Source organism: Actinomadura sp. J1-007 (genome assembly GCF_009793335.1).
Classification (GTDB): Bacteria; Actinomycetota; Actinomycetes; order Streptosporangiales; family Streptosporangiaceae; genus Spirillospora; species Spirillospora yumaensis.
The window spans coordinates 1,353,453-1,372,035 of the sequence record NZ_WING01000001.1 but is presented as its reverse complement, the minus strand read 5'-3'; the positions used below and the strand labels follow the sequence as shown (position 1 = coordinate 1,372,035).

The window sequence follows — 18,583 nt, the reverse complement described above, 5'->3', positions numbered from 1 at the left end:
GTCAGCCCCCGACGGCCCCAGCGACCTTCGCCTTGGCCTTCCCGAACCCGGACTTCCGGCTCGACCTGCCGAACCCGCCGAGCTTCCCGCTTTTCACCGCCTTGCCGAACTTCGCCGGGCCCTTCCCGGCCCTGCCCGCCTTGCGGCCCTTGCCCGGCAGCCCCGGCTTCGACGCCTGGATCGCCTTCGCGGTCCGTACCTTGCGGGCGGTCTTCGCCGCCTTCGCCGCGCCCTTGGCCGCGCCCTTCGCCGCCTTCCGGCCGCCGAGGTCGCGCGCGTCCCGCACCTGCCGGGCCGCCTCCCGGCGCGCGTTGCGCAGCTCGACCGCGGCCTCCCGGCGCAGCGCCCGGCTCTCCGCGCCCGCCCGCACCTGCGCGTCGTGGACCTGCCGCCGCAGCTCGGCGGTCCGGGGCGAACGGCGCGGCTCGGTCGCCACCATCAGCAGCGCGCCGAACAGGCTGGCGTTCTTCAGCAGATGGGACCGCTCGCTGGCGCGGCGCTCGGGGTCGTCCTCGGTCCAGTAGCGGTGCTCGGTCGCGAGCGAGGGGACGAGCTGCGCGGCGAGCAGCAGCGTGGTGAGCCGCCGGAACTTCCCGGTGAGCAGCAGCGCCCCCGTCCCCAGGCTGAGCGCCCCCTCGATGCGGACCAGCGTCTCCGGGTCCTTCGGCAGCCAGTCGACGCGGTCGGCGATCGGCTTGACCGTGGGCGCGACCTGCTCGGCGCGCGTGCGCGGGTCGCGGAGCGTCTCCAGGCCGGTCATGATGTACGGCGCCGCCACGAACGGGCGGGCCAGGGTCGTGATGGGTCGCATGTCCGTCTCCATGCCCACAGCGCCGCGCCTCAAGCACCGCCCCCACCGGCGTGACGTCCGGAAACGGCCCGCGGAACGGGCGGGACGCGGGCGGACCGGGCAGGATGGGGGCATGTGCGGTCGATATGCCACAGCCCGTGCCCGCCAGGAGCTCCTGGACGAGTTCCGCGTCCAGGTGGACGCCGTCGAGGAGGCCCTTGAGCCGGACTACAACGTCGCGCCCACCAAGCGGGTCCCGGCCGTCCTCACCCGGCGGCCGAAGGACGCCCCCGAGGAGGCCGAGGCCGTCCGGCAGCTCAGGACGCTCCGCTGGGGCCTCGTCCCGTCCTGGGCGAAGGACCTGTCCATCGGCTCCCGCATGATCAACGCGCGGGCCGAGACGGTGGACGAGAAGCCCTCGTTCCGCCGGGCGTTCGCCAAGCGCCGCTGCCTGCTGCCCGCCGACGGCTACTTCGAGTGGTACACCCTCCAGGACGGCGAGGAGCCCGCGGGCGACGCGCCCTCCGACCCCGCCGCCAAGGAGAAGAAGAGCAAGGCCAAGCCGCGCAAGCAGCCGTTCTACATCCGCCCCAAGGACGGCGCGGTCATGGCCATGGCCGGGCTCTACGAGCTGTGGAAGTCGCCCGAGGACGAGTGGGTGTGGACCTGCACGGTGATCACCACCGACGCGCCCGACGACCTCGGCCGGATCCACGACCGGATGCCGATGATCGTCGAGCCGGACCGCTGGGACGACTGGCTCGACCCGGAGCTGACCGAGCCCGACCGGGTCCGCGGGCTGCTGGTCCCCGCCATGAGCGGCACCATGGAGGCCTATCCCGTATCAAAGGCCGTGAACAGCGTGAAAAACAACGGGCCGGAACTCATAGAACCCTCCACAAACGGGAACAGTTCTGGCAACCATTCCGACACCCTGTTCTGACCGCTGTCGCGTCGCCGGTGCGGCCGGAACCGTTCCCCCCTTGCCCGGGCCCCCACCGGGAGGAGATCGGAGCACCGTGGACACCGCCGCCGCCCGTTCCCGCCTCGAGGCCATGCTCGCCGACCTCGATCGTTCGATCGCGATCCTGAAGGGGGAGCACCCGGAGCGCGACGCGTCCGCGGCCGACGCGGGGGCCGGCCTCTGCGACAGCGACCGCGTCGAGGCCGCGCTGGAATCCCTCCAGCGGCACCGCAAGGGCGTGGACGCCGCCCTCGCCCGCCTGGACGAGGGCACCTACGGCCAGTGCGTCGGCTGCGGGAAGGACGTCCCGGAAGGCCGCCTGGAGGCCAGGCCCGACGCCGCCAGGTGCGTGACCTGCCAGACCAAGCACGACCGCGCCATGCGCTGACCGGACCCGCGGCGACTCGGGGGACGCCGCCCACCGGACACTCGTGCACCGCCCCGCGCGGCCGTCCCGGCACCGGAGACCACCGGGTGCCGGGACCGGCGCGTGCGCGCGGGTCGCGCGGGCCGTGCGGGCCGTGCGGGCCGCGCGCGGGTCAGGTGCGGCGGCGGGCGCTGGCCACCAGGTGGATGCCGAGGGACTCGTCCCCGGGCGGCGCGCTCAGCTCCGTCCGGACGAGCCGCGCCATCGCGTGCGGGGACGCCTTCAGCACGTGCTCGACCGTCGAGGGCGACAGCACCGTGCGCGGCTTGATCCACTCCACCTCCAGGCCGACCTCGGTCAGCAGCTCGCGGAGCTGGTCGGCCCAGAAGCAGCGGGTGATCGTCCCGTCCGGCCACGGCACGAGCACGACCTCCGCGCTCGGCACGTCCGACAGGTGCGCCCAGCAGTTCTGCTCGGCGAGCAGCGCCATCCCGAGCGTCAGCGAGTCGACCGACAGCAGCACCCGGCCGCCCGGCCGCAGCACCCGCGCGATCTCCGCGACCGTCGACTCGGTCACCAGGTGCCGCGACAGCACGCGGTTCTCGGCGACCACCGCGTCCACGGTCCCGTCGCCGAGGAACGCCAGCGACCCGGCCTCGCCGATGACCCGGACCGGCCCCTCGTCCCGTCCCGGCCCGCCGTGCCCGCGCCGCGCCGGCACGGGCTGCCGGCCGTTGCCGTTCCCCTGCGCGCCCTGCGCGCCGGCCTCCCAGACCGCGGCCCGTCCGGACCGGGCGGCGCCCTGCCCCGCGGTCCCGTTGCCCGACCCGGTGACCGCCCGGCCGTCCGCCTCGGCGGGCCGCGCGGCGGGCCGCGCGGACGCGCCCGGCCCCGCGCCGTTCGAGCGGCGCTCCGGGGCCAGGCGCTCGCGCTCGTTCTCCAGGGGGTCGAGCACCTCGATCACCGAATGCCCGGCCGCGGCGGCCTGGGCGGCGCTGTGCCCGCCGCCGCCCGAGACGTCCAGCACCCGGGAGGGCCGCCTCGGCAGCCAGCGGGCGATCTGCGCCTCCGCGACCGCCCAGTAGAACGTCCAGTAGAGGGCCATGGAGTCACCGTCGCCCGCGCCGTCTCCGGGGGCGTCGCGCAGGCTCGCGATGGTGGGCTCGGGAGGTCTCGCCGGCACCGGTAGCAACGGTTTGCTCCTGTTCTAGCCGTGTATGTGACTTCTTCCCCGTCAGGGCCCGGTCATCACCCTGCGTACAGGTCGAGGTGAGGTGTCCCCTCCCCGTACGGAGTCGGCCGCGAAACCTGTTCCGCGCGTCACTCCCGGTCAGGGAATCGACGGGACGGTCCCGGCGTTGCACCGTCTCACAACCGTCTACGCGGAACGGTCGGACCGGGGTAAAGAATCCCGCCCGGCCGCACCGGATGGACGGGGCGGGATGGAATGCACAGCGGAGGTGCAGGCAGATGACCACAGCCGTTGCCGAGCACCGTGGGGATACCACGGTGGGCGAGCCGCGGGGCCAGGCACCGGCCCCCAGCGGCGTGATCAGGCAGCGCGGCCCGATATCGTCTGTGGGGTACGACGCCGCCGGCGTCGCCACAGCCAAGGGGGTGGGTCAGGTACCGGGCACCACGGAGACCGTGGAGCAGCGCCAGGAGCGGTTTCAGCGCGACGTGCTCCCGTTCTTGGACCAGCTGTATTCGGCCGCGCTGCGCATGACGCGCAACCCGGCGGACGCCGAGGATCTCGTACAGGAGACCTTCGCCAAGGCGTTCGCGTCCTTCCACCAGTTCAAGGAAGGCACGAACCTCAAGGCGTGGCTCTACCGGATCCTGACCAACACGTTCATCAACTCCTACCGCAAGAAGCAGCGCCAGCCGCAGCAGTCGGCCACCGAGGAGATCGAGGACTGGCAGCTCGCGCGCGCCGAGTCGCACACCTCCAGCGGGCTGAAGTCCGCCGAGGCCGAGGCGCTTGAGCACCTGCCCGACTCCGACGTCAAGCGGGCCCTCCAGGACCTGCCGGAGGAGTTCCGCATCGCGGTCTACCTCGCCGACGTGGAAGGCTTCGCGTACAAGGAGATCGCCGACATCATGGGCACGCCCATCGGTACGGTGATGTCCCGTCTGCACCGGGGCCGCCGCCAGTTGCGCGGCATGCTGGAGGACTACGCTCAGGAGCGCGGCCTTACGCGCGCGAGGGAGGGGTCGGCATGACCCGAGTACGGACCCGACGCGGTGAGCGGAGCGGCCGGCCCGGAGGCCGGCCGGAAGGCGGAGCCGTCCGCCCTGCGAGGGGTGAGTGAGCCATGAGCTGTGGCAACCACCACGAGACGCCCTGCGATGAGGTTCTCGCCCGCGTCTACACCTATCTCGACGGCGAGCTCGAAGAGGGCGGCTGCGGCGAGGTCCGCGACCACCTCGACGAATGCGGGCCCTGCCTGCGGGAGTACGGCCTGGAAGAGGCCGTCAAGAAGCTCGTGAACAAGTCCTGCGGCTGCGAGCCCGTCCCCGACGACCTGCGCGCCAAGGTCCTCGGCCGCATCGAGCAGGTCTGCGGCGAGATCCGGTCCGGCGACGCGAAGACCACCGAACGCGCCTGACCCCCGAGCCCCTGCCCGCACGGGCGTCTGGCCACCCGGGGGCCCGAGCGCCTGACCGCGCCGGGGCCCGAGCATCTGGCCGCCCGCCCGCCTGGACGGCCTGGCACCTGGACGGCTGGGCGCTGAACGATCGGGCGCTGAACGATCGGGCGTACGGCGGCACCGGCGGCGCTGCGGGACGGTCCGTTGCGTTGCGGATATCGTGCTCGGGTGCTCGCACTCGTCACCGGCGCGGCCGGCTTCATCGGGTCCCACCTCGTCGACCGGCTCCTCGCCGACGGCCACGAGGTCATCGGCGTGGACGACCTGTCGTCGGGCTCCCACACCCGTTCCGACATCGAGTTCTGGGAGATGGACGTCGCCGACCCGGCCCTCGCCGAGCGGGCGGCCGGGCGGCGCCCGGAGGTCGTGTGCCACCTCGCGGCCCAGGTCAGCGTGCGCGCCAGCGTCGCCGACCCGCTGCACGACGCGCGGGTCAACGTCACCGGCACGGCCAACGTGCTGGAGGCCGCCCGCGCGGCCGGCGCGCGCAAGGTGGTGTTCACGTCGAGCTGCGCCGTCTACGGCGTGCCCGACGCGCTGCCCGTCCCGCCGGACGCGGAGCTGCGGCCCGCGTCGCCGTACGCGGCGTCCAAGGTGTCGGGCGAGGTGTACGCCGGGATGTACCGGGCGCTGCACGGCATCGACGTCACCACGCTCACCCTCGCCAACGTGTACGGCCCGCGGCAGACCCCCGAGGGCGAGGCGGGCGTGATCTCGATCTTCACCGACGCGCTGCTGGCCGGCCGGCCGACCAGGGTGTTCGGCGATGGCCGGCAGACCCGCGACTACGTCTACGTCCTCGACGTCGTCGACGCGTTCGCGCGCGCCGCGGGAGAGCGGGGCGGCGGGCGGCGCTTCAACGTGGGCACCGGCCTCCAGACCACCGACCGCGCCCTGCACACGCTGGTCGCCGAGGCGGCGGGCGCGCCGGACGAGCCGGAGTTCGCCCCGCCGCGCCTGGGGGATCTGCCCGCGATGTCGGTCGATCCCGGGCCGACCCGCCGGGACCTCGGCTGGGAGCCCCGCGTCGCCCTGCGCGAGGGGCTCGCCGAGACCGTCGCCTGGGCGCGCGAGCGCGCCGCCCGGACGATCCCGTGAGGCGAATGATCACCTAAGGTGACGATTGCTTCACGCTTTGCTCACGATTCGCCGCATGCCTGTGTGACCTGGGCATCCCGCGTTAGGCTTGTGCCGAAATCAGCGACGGGAGCAGGCGTGTGCCCGCCCGAAAAGTGGGTATGCGCTGGCCCGGGTGGCCTGGACCGTGCCGGTCCGGGCGGCCGGACCAGAGCGGTCCGGGCGACCCGGATACGGGGGGAGGCAAGGAGCCATGCACGAGCGTGTCACGACGTCCGGTCTCGGCCGGCGCGCCATGACGTCGTCGTCGCTGAAGATGCCCAAGGGCGTGTCCTGGGTCTAGTCGGAGGCCGGTCCCGCGGGCCGGCGCTGACGATCCTGGCGGCGGCCCGCTCATTCGTCACTCCCGAGGGGGCGGCAATGCGTGGACTACCTCTCGCTGCCTGGGCGTACGTCTGCGGAGTGGCCGCCCTCGCGGCGGGCCTCATCGCGACGTCGTCCTTCCACGAGCTGGACTGGTACAAGCTGGCCGTGCTGGCCGTGCTGTTCCTCATCTGCGACTCCGCGCCGGCGCAGCTCAACGTCGAGCGGGCGAGGGTGTCGCTCAGCTTCGCCGCGAGCCTGGCCGGCGTGGTGCTGCTCGGCCCGGCGGGCGCGGCGCTGCTCGGCCTGTGCGCGGTGGTCACCGGGCAGCGCTTCTTCGCGCCGGTCAAGCGGCTGTTCAACGGGGCGCAGTTCGCACTCAGCGGCTACACCGCCGGGGTCGTGTTCGACCTGCTCGGCGGGCACCGCTACGAGCCGCGCCAGCCCCGGTGGGTCGAGCACGTCAGCGTGCCGTTCCTCGGCGCGCTCGGCACGTTCGTCCTGGTCAACCTGACCCTGATGGGCGGGGTGCTGCTGCTGAGCCGGCAGGCCGAGCTGCGCGAGCTGCTGCGCGAGAGCGGCCAGCTCGCCTTCGGCTGCCTCGGCTACGGCATGTTCGGGCTGCTGATCGCGGGGCTGTGGCAGCGGGTCGGCCCGTTCGCGGCCGTGCTGGTGCTGCTGCCGCTGTTCATCGCCCGCTGGGCGATGGAGCAGGCGCACGCGCAGCAGCAGGCGCACGCCGCCACCCTCGCCGCGCTCTGCCAGGCCGTCGAGACCAAGGACTACTACACCCGCGGCCATTCCGAACGGGTCTCCCGCGGCTCGGTGATGATCGCGCAGGAGATCGGGATGCGGGCCGACCGCGTCGAGGCGATCCGCTACGCGGGGATGCTGCACGACGTCGGCAAGCTCGGCGTCCCGACCAAGGTGCTCCAGAAGTCGGGGTCGCTGACCGAGGAGGAGTTCGCCGCGATCCAGCTGCACCCGATGCGCGGGCTGGAGATCGTCCGCGAGATCGGGTTCCTGGACGAGGCGCTGGCCGGGATCATGCACCACCACGAGAAGATGAACGGCCGCGGCTACCCGATGGGCCTGGCGGGCGACGAGATCCCCGAGTTCGCCCGGGTGATCTCGGTCGCCGACGCGTTCGACTCGATGACCTCCACCCGCTCCTACCGGGCCGCCAGGACGATCGAGGAGGCCGTCGAGGAGCTGCGCCGCGGCATGGGCGACCACTTCGACCCGGCGATCGTCGAGGCGTTCCTGCGGGCGCTCGGCCGCGACGGGTGGGAGCCGCCGCAGCCGGTGGTGCTCCCGGACGACGACGTCGTCGAGACCACCCAGCAGGACCACGACGACCCGAGCACCCCGATCCGGGTGGCGGGCGACGGCGTCCGCCGGTGAGCGCGCAGCCGCACGGCCGCGAGCGCGCGGCCTGGCAGACGATCGACTCCGGCCAGCTCCTGCTGATCGCCACCGCGGGACTGATCGTGATCGTCGCGGTCACGCAGGTCGCGGCGGCCCGGCTGGAGCAGCCCGACGTCGCGATCGTGTTCGGCGTGCTGATCGCGCTCGGCGAGCTGTTCCGGATGGTGATGCCGGGCAACCGGGAGGTCGCCCCGATCGCGAGCGCGGGCGCGATCGGCTACGCGCTGCTGGTCGGCGTCGGCCCCGAGGGCGCCGCCGCCGACGACTGGCTGGGCGTGGTCGCGGCCCGCCACTCCCCGCTCCAGGTGGTCGCGGTCACCGCGGCCGGGATGCTGGTCGGATCGCTGCCGCACATCGCCGTCGGCCGCAGCCCGCGGTTCGACGCGATGGCCAGGCGGCTGCTGACCGTCGCGGTCGTCGCCCTGTGCTTCCGTCCCGTCCTCGGGCTGCACCTCGACTGGCGGCTGCTGCTCGCGGTGATGGGCGTGGTCGTCGTCGTCTCGTGCTTCACCGACGTGGTGACCGCCGCGATGATCCGCGCCGAGACCGTACGGGCCAGGTTCGGGATCGCGCTGCGCGACGAGATCCGCGCCAAGCTCGCGCTGTGCGCGGCGACCAGCGCCACCGCCATGCTGATCGCGGTCGCGACGACGGTGATGGGCCCGGCGGCGCTGCTGGTGTTCACCGTGCCGATCCTGGTCACGCAGTTCGCGTTCCGCCGCTACGCGGGCATCCGCGCGACCTACCTCCAGACCGTCCGGGCGCTGTCGCGGGTCACCGAGGTCGGCGGCTACGTCGAGACCGGCCACTCGCGCCGCGTCTCGCGCCTGGCGATCGCGATGGGCCGCGAGCTCGGCATGTCCGAGGAGGAGCTGCTGGAGCTGGAGTACGCGGCGCTCATGCACGACATCGGGCAGCTCTCGCTGGGCGACCCGATCCCGGGCGGCGCGACCGTGCTCGCGTCGCCGAGCGAGCAGCGCCGCATCGCCGAGCTGGGCGCCGAGGTCATCAAGCAGACCGGCGTGCTCGACCGCGTCGCCTACATCGTCCGGCTCTCGTCCCACCCCTACCGGACGGGCCACGCCGGAACGGCCGGCGAGGACCCCGCCGCCGCGCGCCCGCTGCCGCCGCCGCTCGCCGGGCGCATCATCAAGGTCGCCAACGCCTACGACGACCTCGTCGGCGACTCCGGCGACCGCGACCGCGGCGCGGCCGTGCTGGAACGCCTCCGCCTCGACTCCGCGTCCGAGTACGACCCGACCGTGGTCGAGGCGCTCAGCCGCGTCGTCGACCGCCGCCCCCGTCTGTGACGCGCCCCTCCCCGCCGGGCGCGCCGTACGGCCCGGAACGTTCCGGCCGTCTTTCGGACGGGTCTTCGTCGCCGACATGGTCCACCGGAGGGCCCCGCGCCCACTAGTCTCGGCGGCGTCCGGTGCGATGGCCGCCCGGCTGTGACGGAGGGAGGCCCGGTGTTCGAGTCGGTGCTCGTGGCCAACCGCGGCGAGGTCGCCAGCCGGATCGTGCACACCGTCCGCGCCATGGGGCTGAAGGCCATCGCGGTCTACTCCGACGCCGACGCCGACCTGCCGTTCGTCGCCGAGGCCGACGAGGCGATCCTGATCGGCCCGGCCCCGCCCGGCCGCAGCTACCTCAACGTCGCCGCGATCCTGGAGGCGGCCGAGCGGACGAACGCGCAGGCCGTCCACCCCGGCTACGGGTTCCTCGCCGAGAGCGCCGAGTTCGCCCGGCACGTGATCGAGCGCGAGCTGGTGTGGGTCGGCCCGCCGCCGCTCGCGATCGCCCGGATGGCCGACAAGATCAACGCCCGCAACCTGATGAAGGAGGCGGGCGTCCCGGTCGCGGCCGGCGTCTGGGAGCCGGTGCCCGACGCCGACACCGCCGCCGAGGAGGCCGAGCGGATCGGCTACCCCGTGATGGTGAAGGCCGCCGCGGGCAGCGGCGGCATCGGCCTGGCCGCGGCGCACGACGAGGCCGCGCTGCGCCGCGCGTTCGCGACCGTCCGCGCCGACGCCGAACGGTTCCTCGGGACGTCCGGCGGCGCGCCCGACATCCTGCTCGAACGGTACGTGGAGGGCGCCCGGCACGTCGAGGTGCAGATCCTCGGCCTCGCCGACGGCACCGTGGTCCCGCTCGGCGAGCGCGACTGCTCGGTGCAGCGCCGCCACCAGAAGGTGGTGGAGGAGGCCCCGTCGCCGGGTATCACCCCGGCCCTGCGCGAACGGCTGCTCGCCGCCGCCGTCCGCGCCGGGGAGGTCCTCGGCTACCGGGGCGCGGGCACCGTCGAGTGCCTGGTCGACCCCCTCGCCCAGGACTTCTTCTTCCTGGAGATGAACACCCGCCTCCAGGTCGAGCACCCCGTCACCGAGATGCTCACCGGCATCGACCTCGTGGAGCAGCAGCTCCGCATCGCGGCGGGCGAGCCCGTGTCGTTCGCCGGGCCGCCCCGTCCGCTCGGCCACGCGATCGAGTTCCGGGTGTACGCCGAGGACCCGCGGCGGTTCCTGCCGGGGCTCGGCGAGATCAAGGTGTGGGAGGAGCCGGTCGGCGACGGCATCCGCATCGACGCCGGCTACGCCGAGGGCACCGCCGTGACCGCCCACTACGACCCGCTGCTCGCCAAGCTGTGCGTGCGCGGCGACGACCGGCCCGCCGCACTCGCCAGGGCGCGCACCGCGATCGACGCGTTCCGCATCGAGGGCCCGGAGACCAACCTGCCGTTCCTCGCCGAACTACTCGACCACCCCGAGTTCGTGGACGGCACATACGACACCGGACTCGTAGACCGAATGCGAACGACCTGAGGCCCGGCCGCGCAAGGCTGGGGGCTGGGCGCGCAGGGCTGCGGACGGGCGCGAAGGCTGAGGGCCGCCCGCGTACGTGGCGGACCGGGCGCGTGAGGCTGGGGATCGGGCGCGCAGGGCTGGGAGCTGGGCGCGCAGGGCTGGGGACCGGTCGCGCACGGCTGGACCGGGCGCGAGGCTGCGGGCCGGGCGCGTGGGGCTGGGGGCCGGGCGCGCAAGGCGGGCTTGAGGTCTGCCGGGCAGAGTGGTGCGCCGGGGCTGTGCGTCAGTTCACGCGCCGGGCGGGACGCTCGGCGCGGCCGGAGAGGGGAGCGTCCGTGGCCGAGGTTCGCGCGGAGATGGTCGCCAGCGTGTGGCAGGTGCAGGTCGCCCAGGGCGACCGGGTGGCCGAGGGCGACACGCTCGTCGTCCTGGAGTCCATGAAGATGGAGATCCCCGTGCTCGCCGAGGACGCCGGGACCGTCGCCGCGCTGGCCGTGGCCGAGGGCGCCGTCGTCCAGGAGGGCGACCTGATCGCGGTCGTCGAGTAGCGGGCCGCCGGCCGCGCCGCTGTACCCTGCGGACGTGGAGAGCTACTGCGACCGTTGCGGCGAGCCCGCCGGAGAGGGCGGCCACGCGGCGTGCCGCGCCGCCCGCCGGATGGAGCCGCCCCGCTACTGCGCCCGCTGCCGCCGCCGCATGATCGTCCAGGTCACCCCCGCCGGATGGACGGCCCGCTGCTCCCAGCACGGCGACCTGACCTCGACCTGACCCGCCCCGGTGGGGTCCTGGCCCGTACCCGCGGCCGTGCCCACGCGGGTCCGTTCGACCTGTTGCGGCGCGGTCGTTCGCTTGGCCCCGTGCTGTTATGGCGGCCGTTCGCCTGGGGCCGTGCCGTCGTCGGCCGCTCGGGTGCCGGGGTCAGAGGTCTAGGACGTAGGTGATGAGGTCGACGTCGGGTGGGGCCGTCCAGTCGCGGTCGGGGGTGCGGGTGAAGCCCATCCGTTCGTAGATGGCGTGCGCTGCGGCCATGTTGCGCTGGGTGGTGAGCCGCATCCGGACGAGGCCCGCGGCGCGAGCCCGGTCCAGGCACGCGCGGACGAGGGCCGTGCCCGCGCCATGGCCGCGCGCCCGGTCCAGCACGGCCAGCATGCGGAACTCCGCCTCGTCCGGCCCGGCCAGCTCGGCGTACGCGCTGCCCGGCGGGCAGTAGGCCACCGCCCCGGCGAGCCGTCCGCCGACCTCGGCGACGAGCAGTTCGGACTTGGCGGCGCGGTCGGCGGCGTCGCGCAGCGTCGAGACGTACGGCGACGCGGGCGAGACCAGGCCGCCGTGCACGTACACCTCGACGGTCAGGTCGCCCACCGCGCCGTACTCCTCGGGCCGCGCGAGGCGGACGGCCACCTCCTGGCGCGCCTCAGTCATCGGCCGCGCTTCGCGTTCCGCGGGACGGACCGCGACCGTCGAACATGTTCATCGGGTGTCTCTCCAGCCCCCTGGCGCCGTTTCTGCCCACGACCATGTAGAGATCGTGCCGGATCAGAGTATCTGCGTCTATGGGGGATGAATCCTTGTTTGTCCGTCGCGGCCGCTCCGGCCCGCCGCCGTTCGCGCAATAGTCGTTAGGGGGTTGACGACGCCCGGTCCGGCGCGGTTGATTGGCGGCGACCGCTCGTTGTGGAGGCGTGATGCCGATTCCCCGCTCGATCCTCGGCAAGGACGACGTCGCGGACCTGGACCTCGAACTCGTCGCGGGCTCCTGGCCGGACGAGGTCACCGGGCATCTCGTCGTCAGCACGCCCGACCAGCGCACCCATCCCGTGCACGCGTTCTTCGGCGACGGGATCATGGTCCGGCTCGCGCTGCGCCCCGGCACGGACGGCGCCCCGGGCGGCCGGTGGGCGTGGCGCCCGCGCGTGATCGACACCCCGTCGGTGCGGCTGCGCCGCAAGCGCCCCGACCTGTTCACCGCCGGGCCGGTCGGGACGAGCTCGCCGTGGGGGTTCGTCAACTGCGCCAACACCGCGCCGCTGCCGTGGGGCGACCGGCTGTTCGCGACCTGGGACGCGGGCCGTCCCGTCGAGATCGACCCGGTCACCCTGGCGTTCGTCGCGGAGGTCGGGCACCGCGACGACTGGAAGCCCGCGATCGACCAGGCCGTGCTGCCGCTGGTGTCGTCGTCCGCGCACCCCGTCGTCGACCCCGAGCGCGGCTGCCTGTGGAGCGTCAGCCGCGACGTGCTGACCGGCGCGGTCTCGGTGATCCGCTACGACGGAACGGGCCGGCACGTGCGCCGCTGGGCCGTCGAGGGCGCGGCGCTCCCGCAGGCCACCCACACCGTCACCCAGACCCGCGACTGGCTGGTGCTCGCCGACACCGCGTACAAGATCGACACCGACGAGGTCTTCGGCGCGGACCGGACCGTCGCCAACAACCCCGGCGGACCCGTCCTGCTGGTCCGCAAGGCCGAGTTGGACGACCCCGACCCGGCCCGGACGACCGTGGCGTGCCGGACGTTCCACATCGCCCCCGAGGTGAACCACCTCTACGCCCGGTACGACGACTCCGACGGCGTCCAGGTCGTCATGGAGCACACGCCAGGCGTCGACATCGGCATGTACCTGCGCGAGGACGACGTCGACGCGTTCGGTCGCCCCGTCGACCCGGCGCTGCGCGGCATGTACTGCCACGGCATGACGCCCGCGCTGACGACCGTGCTCCGCTTCGACCCCGAGACGGGCGAGGTCCGCGAGCGCGCCCGCGCGTACGACCCGGAGCGCTGGTGGCAGGCCGAGCTGTCCGCGATCGACTGGAGCGGGGAGGGGCAGCTCGACCCGACCCGCCATCACATGGTCTTCCTCGGCTTCCATCCCGAGGCGGTCAACCGCCGCGCCCTCGCCAACTACGGCGACCGGATCGACACCTCCCTGTTCCCGAAGGAGGAGACCCCCGCCGTCCTCGTCACCTTCGACCGCGACGACCTGAAGCCGCTCGCGGAGTGGACGTACGCGCTGGACGACTACCCGACCTCGCCCGCGTTCGTTCCGCGCGGCCTGGGGGCGCCCGGCCGTTCCCGCTACGCGGGCGAACGTCCCGGCGGCCATGACGGCTACCTCGTCGTGGCCGTCCACAACGACGACCGGTTCCGCGTCGAACTGTTCGACGCGTCCGATGTCGCCCGCGGCCCCGTCGCTGTCCTCGCCCCGCCGCGCGGCACGACCGTCCCGTTCCTGATCCACTCGGCCTGGATGCCCGAGGCCCGTCCCGCCCGGCCGGTCTCGACCGCCTCTCGTTCGCGGACGACCTGGACGATCGCCTCGACCAGCTCCCGCCGGACCTCGCGGCGGTGGCCCGGGAGGTCGCCGCCGAACTCGCCGATCCGGACCGGTAGGCCGCGGCCGTGCGCAGCGGTCCCGGCCCGGCGCGCCCGCCCTCGCTCGGGCGTTTACAAAAAACGCTCGCTGAAGACTGTGGGGTTCTGCGAGCGCCGCTCTAGCGCCCCCGCGCTAATCTGCCGTTCGTGAGCGTGCTCGTGGTGACCGGAACCTGCACCGGGGTCGGCAAGACGGTGGTGACCGCCGCGCTGGCGGCGCTCTCCGCCGCCCGCGGAGCGCCCGTCGCCGTCGTCAAGCCCGCGCAGACGGGCGTCGCGCCCGGCGAGCCCGGCGACCTGGACGACGTCCGACGCCTCGCCGCGATCGACGACGTGCACGAGTTCGCCCGGTTCCCCGACCCGCTGTCGCCCGCCGCCGCGGCCCGGCGCTCCGGGACCCCGCCCGTACGGCTCGCCGACGTCGCCAAGAGCGTCGGGGAGCTGTCGCGCAGCCGCCGGCTCGTCCTCATCGAGGGCGCGGGCGGCCTCCTGGTCCGCTTCGACGAGGAGGGCGGCACGGTCGCCGACCTCGCGCGCTGGCTCGGCGCGGCCGTCGTCGTCGTGACCCGTCCGGGCCTCGGCGCCCTCAACCACACCGCGCTGACGCTGGAGGCCCTCGCGCACCGCGGCGTCCAGCTCGCGGGCGTCGTCATCGGCGCGTGGCCGGACGAGCCCGACCTCGCGATGCGCAGCAACGTGCGCGACCTGGAGACCATCGCGGCCCGCCCCCTCGCCGGGGCGCTCCCCGCCGGGGCGGGCGCCCTGGACCCCGCCGAGTTCCTCGCCGCCGCGCACCGGGGGCTGTCCCCGCTGTTCGGGGGCTCGTTCGACGCCGCCGCGTTCCGCGACGGCTGCGGCCTCACAAAGGAGAACCCGTGACCGACATCCTCGACGTGGCCCGCGAGCAGGTGCTGGAAGGCGGCAGGGGCCTGACGGCGGCACAGGCCCTGGAGTGCCTCACCCTTCCGGACGATCGGGTCGCGGACCTGCTCGCCCTCGCCCACGACGTGCGGATGCGCTGGTGCGGGCCCGAGGTGGAGGTCGAGGGGATCGTCTCCCTGAAGACCGGCGGCTGCCCCGAGGACTGCCACTTCTGCTCGCAGTCGGGCCAGTTCGAGTCGCCCGTCCGCTCGGTGTGGCTGAACATCCCCGAGCTGGTGCGGGCGGCGAAGGAGACCGCAGAGACGGGCGCCACCGAGTTCTGCATCGTCGCCGCCGTCCGCGGCCCCGACGAGCGGCTGATGTCGCAGGTGCGCGACGGCGTCAAGGCCATCAACGACGCCGTCGAGATCAACATCGCCTGCTCGCTCGGCATGCTCACCCAGGCCCAGGTGGACGAGCTGGCGGCCCTCGGCGTCCACCGCTACAACCACAACCTCGAGACGGCCCGCTCGCACTTCCCCAACGTCGTCACCACCCACTCGTGGGAGGAGCGCTGGGAGACCCTCCGCATGGTCAAGGAGGCGGGCATGGAGGTCTGCTGCGGCGGCATCGTCGGCATGGGCGAGACCGTCGAGCAGCGCGCCGAGTTCGCCGCCCAGCTCGCCGAGCTGGACCCCGACGAGGTGCCCCTCAACTTCCTCGCGCCCCGCCCCGGCACCCCGTTCGCCGACCTGCCGCTGGTCGAGGGCACCGAGGCCCTCAAGACCATCGCCGCGTTCCGCCTCGCGCTGCCCCGCACGATCCTCCGCTACGCCGGCGGACGCGAACTCACCCTCGGCGACCTCGGCACCCGCGACGGCATGCTCGGCGGCGTCAACGCCATCATCGTCGGCAACTACCTGACCACCCTCGGCCGCCCCGCCGAGCAGGACCTGGCACTCCTCACCGACCTCCAGATGCCCATCAAGGCCCTCTCCAAGACCCTCTAGCGAACGGCCCGGAGAGGGCCCCGACGAGCACCCGGCGCTCCCTTCAGCGGAGCGCCGCTCCCGCGGTCAGGTCTTCCAGGGCTTCCAGAGGCCGGTCGCGATGTCGAGGCCGAACGGCTCCGGCAGCCGGACGGTCTCGCCGAAGTCCCAGCTCTCCTGGTGGAGGTAGGCCGCCGCCCCCTGATCGGGGATCGAGTACAGCGTCGTGCGCCCGGCCTTGGGCGAGCGGTCGACGAGCAGGTAGTAGGGGATCTCCGCGTGGGCGTACCAGTTCCACTTCGTGCGCGTGCGCCTGTCGGCCGGGGGCAGGTCGTTCTCGGCGCCGCGCTTGGAGGTGACCTCGACGACCAGCTCGATCTCGTCCGGCGCGAGCTTCGGGAGGTCGGCCTCCCGGGCCCGGTCGAGGGCCTCGGCGGCCAGGACGATCAGGTCGGGGATGTAGCCGTCGCCCGTCCCGAGGTAGTCGATTCCGGTGACCTGCAAGGTCCTCCAGGCGAACTCCGGATCGGCGGAGCGGGCGGCCGACACGGCGTCCGCGACGTCCTGGACGATGCCCCCATGGGGGACTCCGGGGGGTGGGGACACGACGACTCTTCCTCCGATGACCTCGACGCGGGTTCCGTCGTGGGGGAGGTGCAGGTAGTCGTGCAGCTCGCCGCTCGCCCACAGGGCGTACGGCGTGTCCGGCAGTACGGCGACATGCTGCGGTATCTCGGCGGTTTGCACTCTCGGTGGCCTTTCCCTCACGATCTGTCTCCGGGTCATCGTAGGGAACGTGTGTTCTAAGCGTACCCAGAACGGGTGATCCGGTCGCCGAGCGTAGTCGAGGTGTCAGGACCTGCGGAGACGCGTGATGAACTTGTAGCGGTCGCCCCGGTAGAGCGACTGGGCCCACTCGACGGGCTGGCCCGTGGAGTCGAACGCGTGCCGGGAGAGCAGCAGCATCGGCAGGCCCACGTCGACGCCGAGGAGCTGCGCGTCGTGGGGCGTGGCGAGGACGGTCTCGATGGTCTCCTCGGCCTCCGCCAGGTGGACGTCGTAGGCGGTGGCGAGCGTCTCGTAGAGGGAGCGGTGCCGGGGCAGCTCGCGGCGCAGGCCGGGGAAGCGGCGGGCCGGGAGGTGCGAGGTGTCGATCGACATCGGCTCGCCGTCGGCGAGGCGGAGCCGGTGGATGCGCAGGACGCGCCCGCCGGGGCGGATGCCGAGCAGCCCGGCGAGGTGCTCGTCGGCGCTGACGTACCCGGCTTCGAGGATGCGGGTCTCGGGCCGCAGCCCGTGGTGGCGCATGTCCTCGGTGTAGGAGACGAGGTTGAGCTCCTGCGACACCTTCGGCTTGGCGACGAACGTGCCCTTGCCCTGGATCCGCTGGAGCCGTCCCTCCACGACCAGCTCGGCGAGCGCCTGGCGGACCGTCGTACGGGACGTCTCGTACTTCTCGGCGAGGGTCCGTTCGGGCGGGAGAGGGCTGCCGGGCGGGAGCGAGAGGATCAGCTCGACCAGCAGCTCCTTGAGCTTGTAGTACTTGGGGATGCGGGGGGCCTGCGCCGAGTGGTGCCTACCGATGTCGCTGAGCGGCGCGCGTTCGTAGCCCCCGTGCCGGGGCCCGCCCCTGACCTCCGTCACGGCATCTCCTCACGTTCATCATCGGTTGACCCCGATGTTACGTGTGAAGACTACGGGCGGTAGAGCACGCCACGGCGGCCAGGGCGTCCGCAAGGACGGTGAGGTCCGCCTCGTCCACGGAGGCGCGCGCGGTGAGCCGCAGGCAGGCCCGTCCCTTCGGCACGGACGGGGGGCGGAAGCAGCCGACCCGCGCGCCGTGGTCGGCGCAGATCGCGGCGGCGCGGACGGCCGCGCCGGGCTCGCCGAGGAACACCGGGACGACGGCCGCGGCGGGTGTGACGACCGTCTCCAGACCGGATGCGGCCGCGAGGTCCGCCATCCGGCGGGCCCGGTCGCGGGCGCGGGCGGGCAGGCCGGGGTCGCCCTCCAGCACGTCGAGAGCGGCGAGGGCCGCGCCCGCGGCGGGCGGGTTCAGGCCGGTGTCGAAGATGAACGCCCGGCCGGTGTCGATCAGCGTGTCGATGACCTCGGGCGCGCCGAGGACCGCGCCGCCCTGGGAGGCGAGGGACTTGGAGAGGGTGAGGGTGAGGACGACGTCGGGCTCGCCCGCGAGGCCCGCGGCGTGCGCGGCGCCCTGCCCGCGCTCGCCGACGACGCCGAACGCGTGGGCCTCGTCGATCACCAGCAGCGCCCCGTGCGCGCGGGCCGCGCGGTGCAGGTCGCGCAGGGGCGCGAGGTCGCCGTCCACGGAGAACACCGCGTCGGTGACCACGACGGCGTGCTCCTCGTCGCGTCCGGCGAGGAGCCGTTCGACGGCGGCGGCGTCGCGGTGCGGGGCGATCGCCGTACGGGCCCGGGAGAGCCGGCAGCCGTCCACGATCGAGGCGTGGTTGACCTGGTCGGACACCACGAGCGTGCCGGGGCCGGCGAGCGCGGTGACCGCCCCGAGGTTGGCGAGGAAGCCGGAGGAGAACACCAGCCCGGCGGCGCTGCCGGTGAACGCGGCGAGCCGGCGGTCGAGCTCGGCGTGCAGCCCGGTGGTGCCCGTGACCAGCCGCGACCCGGTCGAGCCCGTGCCCCACGCCCGCGCCGCCGCCGCGGCGCCCTCGGCCAGCCGCGGGTCGCGCGACAGCCCGAGGTAGTCGTTGGACGCCAGGTCGATGAGGCCGTCGTGGTCGCCGGTGCGGGGCCGCAGCGTCCGCCGCAGCCCGTCGGCCTCGCGGCGCGCGGCGGCCGCCCGGAACCTGGCCAGCGGATCGTGTCCCATGCGGGCATCCTGCCAGGCGGCCCGGCGGCGGTACGCGCGCGCGGGCACCAAATCCGATGGGCGATGAT

19 protein-coding genes are annotated in these 18,583 nt (G+C 73.8%); 13 read left to right on the top strand and 6 right to left on the bottom strand.

The window, feature by feature from the left end; genetic code table 11:
• Position 1: 1 nt before the first annotated feature.
• Positions 2 to 811 (bottom strand): DoxX family membrane protein, encoded by an 810-nt coding sequence (locus GEV43_RS06205; protein WP_160819856.1) that lies wholly within the window; start codon positions 809 to 811, stop codon positions 2 to 4.
• A 112-nt stretch (positions 812 to 923) separates the two neighbouring features.
• On the opposite strand from GEV43_RS06205, the gene GEV43_RS06200 reads away from it, so the two are divergent.
• Positions 924 to 1,733 (top strand): SOS response-associated peptidase, encoded by an 810-nt coding sequence (locus GEV43_RS06200; protein ID WP_160819855.1) that lies wholly within the window; start codon positions 924 to 926, stop codon positions 1,731 to 1,733.
• Between the two features lie 76 nt (positions 1,734 to 1,809).
• Positions 1,810 to 2,142, top strand: a complete 333-nt coding sequence (locus GEV43_RS06195; RefSeq protein WP_164717177.1) for a TraR/DksA family transcriptional regulator — start codon at positions 1,810 to 1,812, stop codon at positions 2,140 to 2,142.
• A gap of 151 nt (positions 2,143 to 2,293) precedes the next feature.
• On the opposite strand, the gene GEV43_RS06190 is transcribed toward GEV43_RS06195, so the two are convergent.
• Positions 2,294 to 3,304: a methyltransferase domain-containing protein gene (locus tag GEV43_RS06190; protein ID WP_309239479.1), complete on the bottom strand. Its 1,011-nt coding sequence runs from the start codon at positions 3,302 to 3,304 to the stop codon at positions 2,294 to 2,296.
• A gap of 287 nt (positions 3,305 to 3,591) precedes the next feature.
• Between GEV43_RS06190 and GEV43_RS06185 the strand changes: the two genes are divergently transcribed.
• From GEV43_RS06185 to GEV43_RS06150, 8 genes are all read left to right on the top strand, one after another.
• Positions 3,592 to 4,344, top strand: coding sequence for a sigma-70 family RNA polymerase sigma factor (locus GEV43_RS06185; protein ID WP_175249992.1), 753 nt, complete (start codon positions 3,592 to 3,594; stop codon positions 4,342 to 4,344).
• A 92-nt stretch (positions 4,345 to 4,436) separates the two neighbouring features.
• On the top strand, positions 4,437 to 4,730 hold the full coding sequence (gene rsrA / locus GEV43_RS06180) for a mycothiol system anti-sigma-R factor (RefSeq protein WP_160819853.1): 294 nt from the start codon (positions 4,437 to 4,439) through the stop codon (positions 4,728 to 4,730).
• A 210-nt stretch (positions 4,731 to 4,940) separates the two neighbouring features.
• On the top strand, positions 4,941 to 5,870 hold the full coding sequence (locus GEV43_RS06175) for an NAD-dependent epimerase/dehydratase family protein (protein WP_160819852.1): 930 nt from the start codon (positions 4,941 to 4,943) through the stop codon (positions 5,868 to 5,870).
• 399 nt (positions 5,871 to 6,269) lie between these two features.
• Positions 6,270 to 7,616, top strand: a complete 1,347-nt coding sequence (locus GEV43_RS06170; RefSeq protein WP_160819851.1) for an HD-GYP domain-containing protein — start codon at positions 6,270 to 6,272, stop codon at positions 7,614 to 7,616.
• Complete coding sequence (locus tag GEV43_RS06165; protein ID WP_160819850.1) at positions 7,613 to 8,950, top strand: HD domain-containing protein; 1,338 nt, start codon at positions 7,613 to 7,615, stop codon at positions 8,948 to 8,950. Before GEV43_RS06170 ends, GEV43_RS06165 begins: the two co-directional genes overlap by 4 nt.
• A 159-nt stretch (positions 8,951 to 9,109) precedes the next feature.
• Positions 9,110 to 10,462, top strand: coding sequence for an acetyl/propionyl/methylcrotonyl-CoA carboxylase subunit alpha (locus GEV43_RS06160; protein ID WP_160819849.1), 1,353 nt, complete (start codon positions 9,110 to 9,112; stop codon positions 10,460 to 10,462).
• A 317-nt stretch (positions 10,463 to 10,779) separates the two neighbouring features.
• The gene (locus GEV43_RS06155) at positions 10,780 to 10,992 is read left to right on the top strand and encodes a biotin/lipoyl-binding carrier protein (RefSeq protein WP_160819848.1); all 213 of its coding nucleotides are present in this window, start codon (positions 10,780 to 10,782) and stop codon (positions 10,990 to 10,992) included.
• 34 nt (positions 10,993 to 11,026) lie between these two features.
• Positions 11,027 to 11,212, top strand: a complete 186-nt coding sequence (locus tag GEV43_RS06150) for a hypothetical protein (protein ID WP_160819847.1) — start codon at positions 11,027 to 11,029, stop codon at positions 11,210 to 11,212.
• 150 nt (positions 11,213 to 11,362) lie between these two features.
• On the opposite strand, the gene GEV43_RS06145 is transcribed toward GEV43_RS06150, so the two are convergent.
• The gene (locus tag GEV43_RS06145) at positions 11,363 to 11,866 is read right to left on the bottom strand and encodes a GNAT family N-acetyltransferase (RefSeq protein ID WP_160819846.1); all 504 of its coding nucleotides are present in this window, start codon (positions 11,864 to 11,866) and stop codon (positions 11,363 to 11,365) included.
• A 263-nt stretch (positions 11,867 to 12,129) separates the two neighbouring features.
• Here GEV43_RS06145 and GEV43_RS06140 point away from each other — a divergent pair, with 263 nt between their 5' ends.
• The 3 genes from GEV43_RS06140 to bioB are packed head-to-tail and all read left to right on the top strand — an operon-like array spanning position 12,130 to position 15,685.
• Positions 12,130 to 13,965 (top strand): carotenoid oxygenase family protein, encoded by a 1,836-nt coding sequence (locus tag GEV43_RS06140; protein ID WP_241682804.1) that lies wholly within the window; start codon positions 12,130 to 12,132, stop codon positions 13,963 to 13,965.
• Positions 13,962 to 14,693 carry a dethiobiotin synthase gene (gene bioD, locus GEV43_RS06135; protein WP_160819845.1) on the top strand — a complete coding sequence of 244 codons (732 nt, stop codon included), beginning with the start codon at positions 13,962 to 13,964 and terminating at the stop codon, positions 14,691 to 14,693. Before GEV43_RS06140 ends, bioD begins: the two co-directional genes overlap by 4 nt.
• Positions 14,690 to 15,685: a biotin synthase BioB gene (gene bioB / locus GEV43_RS06130; protein ID WP_309239478.1), complete on the top strand. Its 996-nt coding sequence runs from the start codon at positions 14,690 to 14,692 to the stop codon at positions 15,683 to 15,685. The genes bioD and bioB overlap by 4 nt, the downstream gene beginning before the upstream one ends.
• 66 nt (positions 15,686 to 15,751) lie before the next feature.
• On the opposite strand, the gene GEV43_RS06125 is transcribed toward bioB, so the two are convergent.
• The 3 genes from GEV43_RS06125 to GEV43_RS06115 form a co-directional block, all read right to left on the bottom strand.
• Positions 15,752 to 16,411 carry a Uma2 family endonuclease gene (locus GEV43_RS06125; RefSeq protein ID WP_309239477.1) on the bottom strand — a complete coding sequence of 220 codons (660 nt, stop codon included), beginning with the start codon at positions 16,409 to 16,411 and terminating at the stop codon, positions 15,752 to 15,754.
• A gap of 105 nt (positions 16,412 to 16,516) precedes the next feature.
• Positions 16,517 to 17,248, bottom strand: a complete 732-nt coding sequence (locus GEV43_RS06120) for a GntR family transcriptional regulator (protein ID WP_160824342.1) — start codon at positions 17,246 to 17,248, stop codon at positions 16,517 to 16,519.
• Between the two features lie 97 nt (positions 17,249 to 17,345).
• The gene (locus tag GEV43_RS06115; protein ID WP_160819843.1) at positions 17,346 to 18,515 is read right to left on the bottom strand and encodes an 8-amino-7-oxononanoate synthase; all 1,170 of its coding nucleotides are present in this window, start codon (positions 18,513 to 18,515) and stop codon (positions 17,346 to 17,348) included.
• Positions 18,516 to 18,583 lie beyond the last annotated feature (68 nt).

Bases quoted from the DNA above. Each gene is read 5' to 3' on its own strand.
- GEV43_RS06205 (WP_160819856.1), bottom strand. From the start codon at position 811: ATGCGACCCATCACGACCCTGGCCCGCCCGTTCGTGGCGGCGCCGTAC.
- GEV43_RS06200 (WP_160819855.1), top strand. From the start codon at position 924: ATGTGCGGTCGATATGCCACAGCCCGTGCCCGCCAGGAGCTCCTGGAC.
- GEV43_RS06185 (WP_175249992.1), top strand. From the start codon at position 3,592: ATGACCACAGCCGTTGCCGAGCACCGTGGGGATACCACGGTGGGCGAG.
- rsrA (WP_160819853.1), top strand. From the start codon at position 4,437: ATGAGCTGTGGCAACCACCACGAGACGCCCTGCGATGAGGTTCTCGCC.
- GEV43_RS06170 (WP_160819851.1), top strand. From the start codon at position 6,270: ATGCGTGGACTACCTCTCGCTGCCTGGGCGTACGTCTGCGGAGTGGCC.
- GEV43_RS06145 (WP_160819846.1), bottom strand. From the start codon at position 11,866: ATGACTGAGGCGCGCCAGGAGGTGGCCGTCCGCCTCGCGCGGCCCGAG.
- GEV43_RS06140 (WP_241682804.1), top strand. From the start codon at position 12,130: ATGCCGATTCCCCGCTCGATCCTCGGCAAGGACGACGTCGCGGACCTG.
- GEV43_RS06115 (WP_160819843.1), bottom strand. From the start codon at position 18,515: ATGGGACACGATCCGCTGGCCAGGTTCCGGGCGGCCGCCGCGCGCCGC.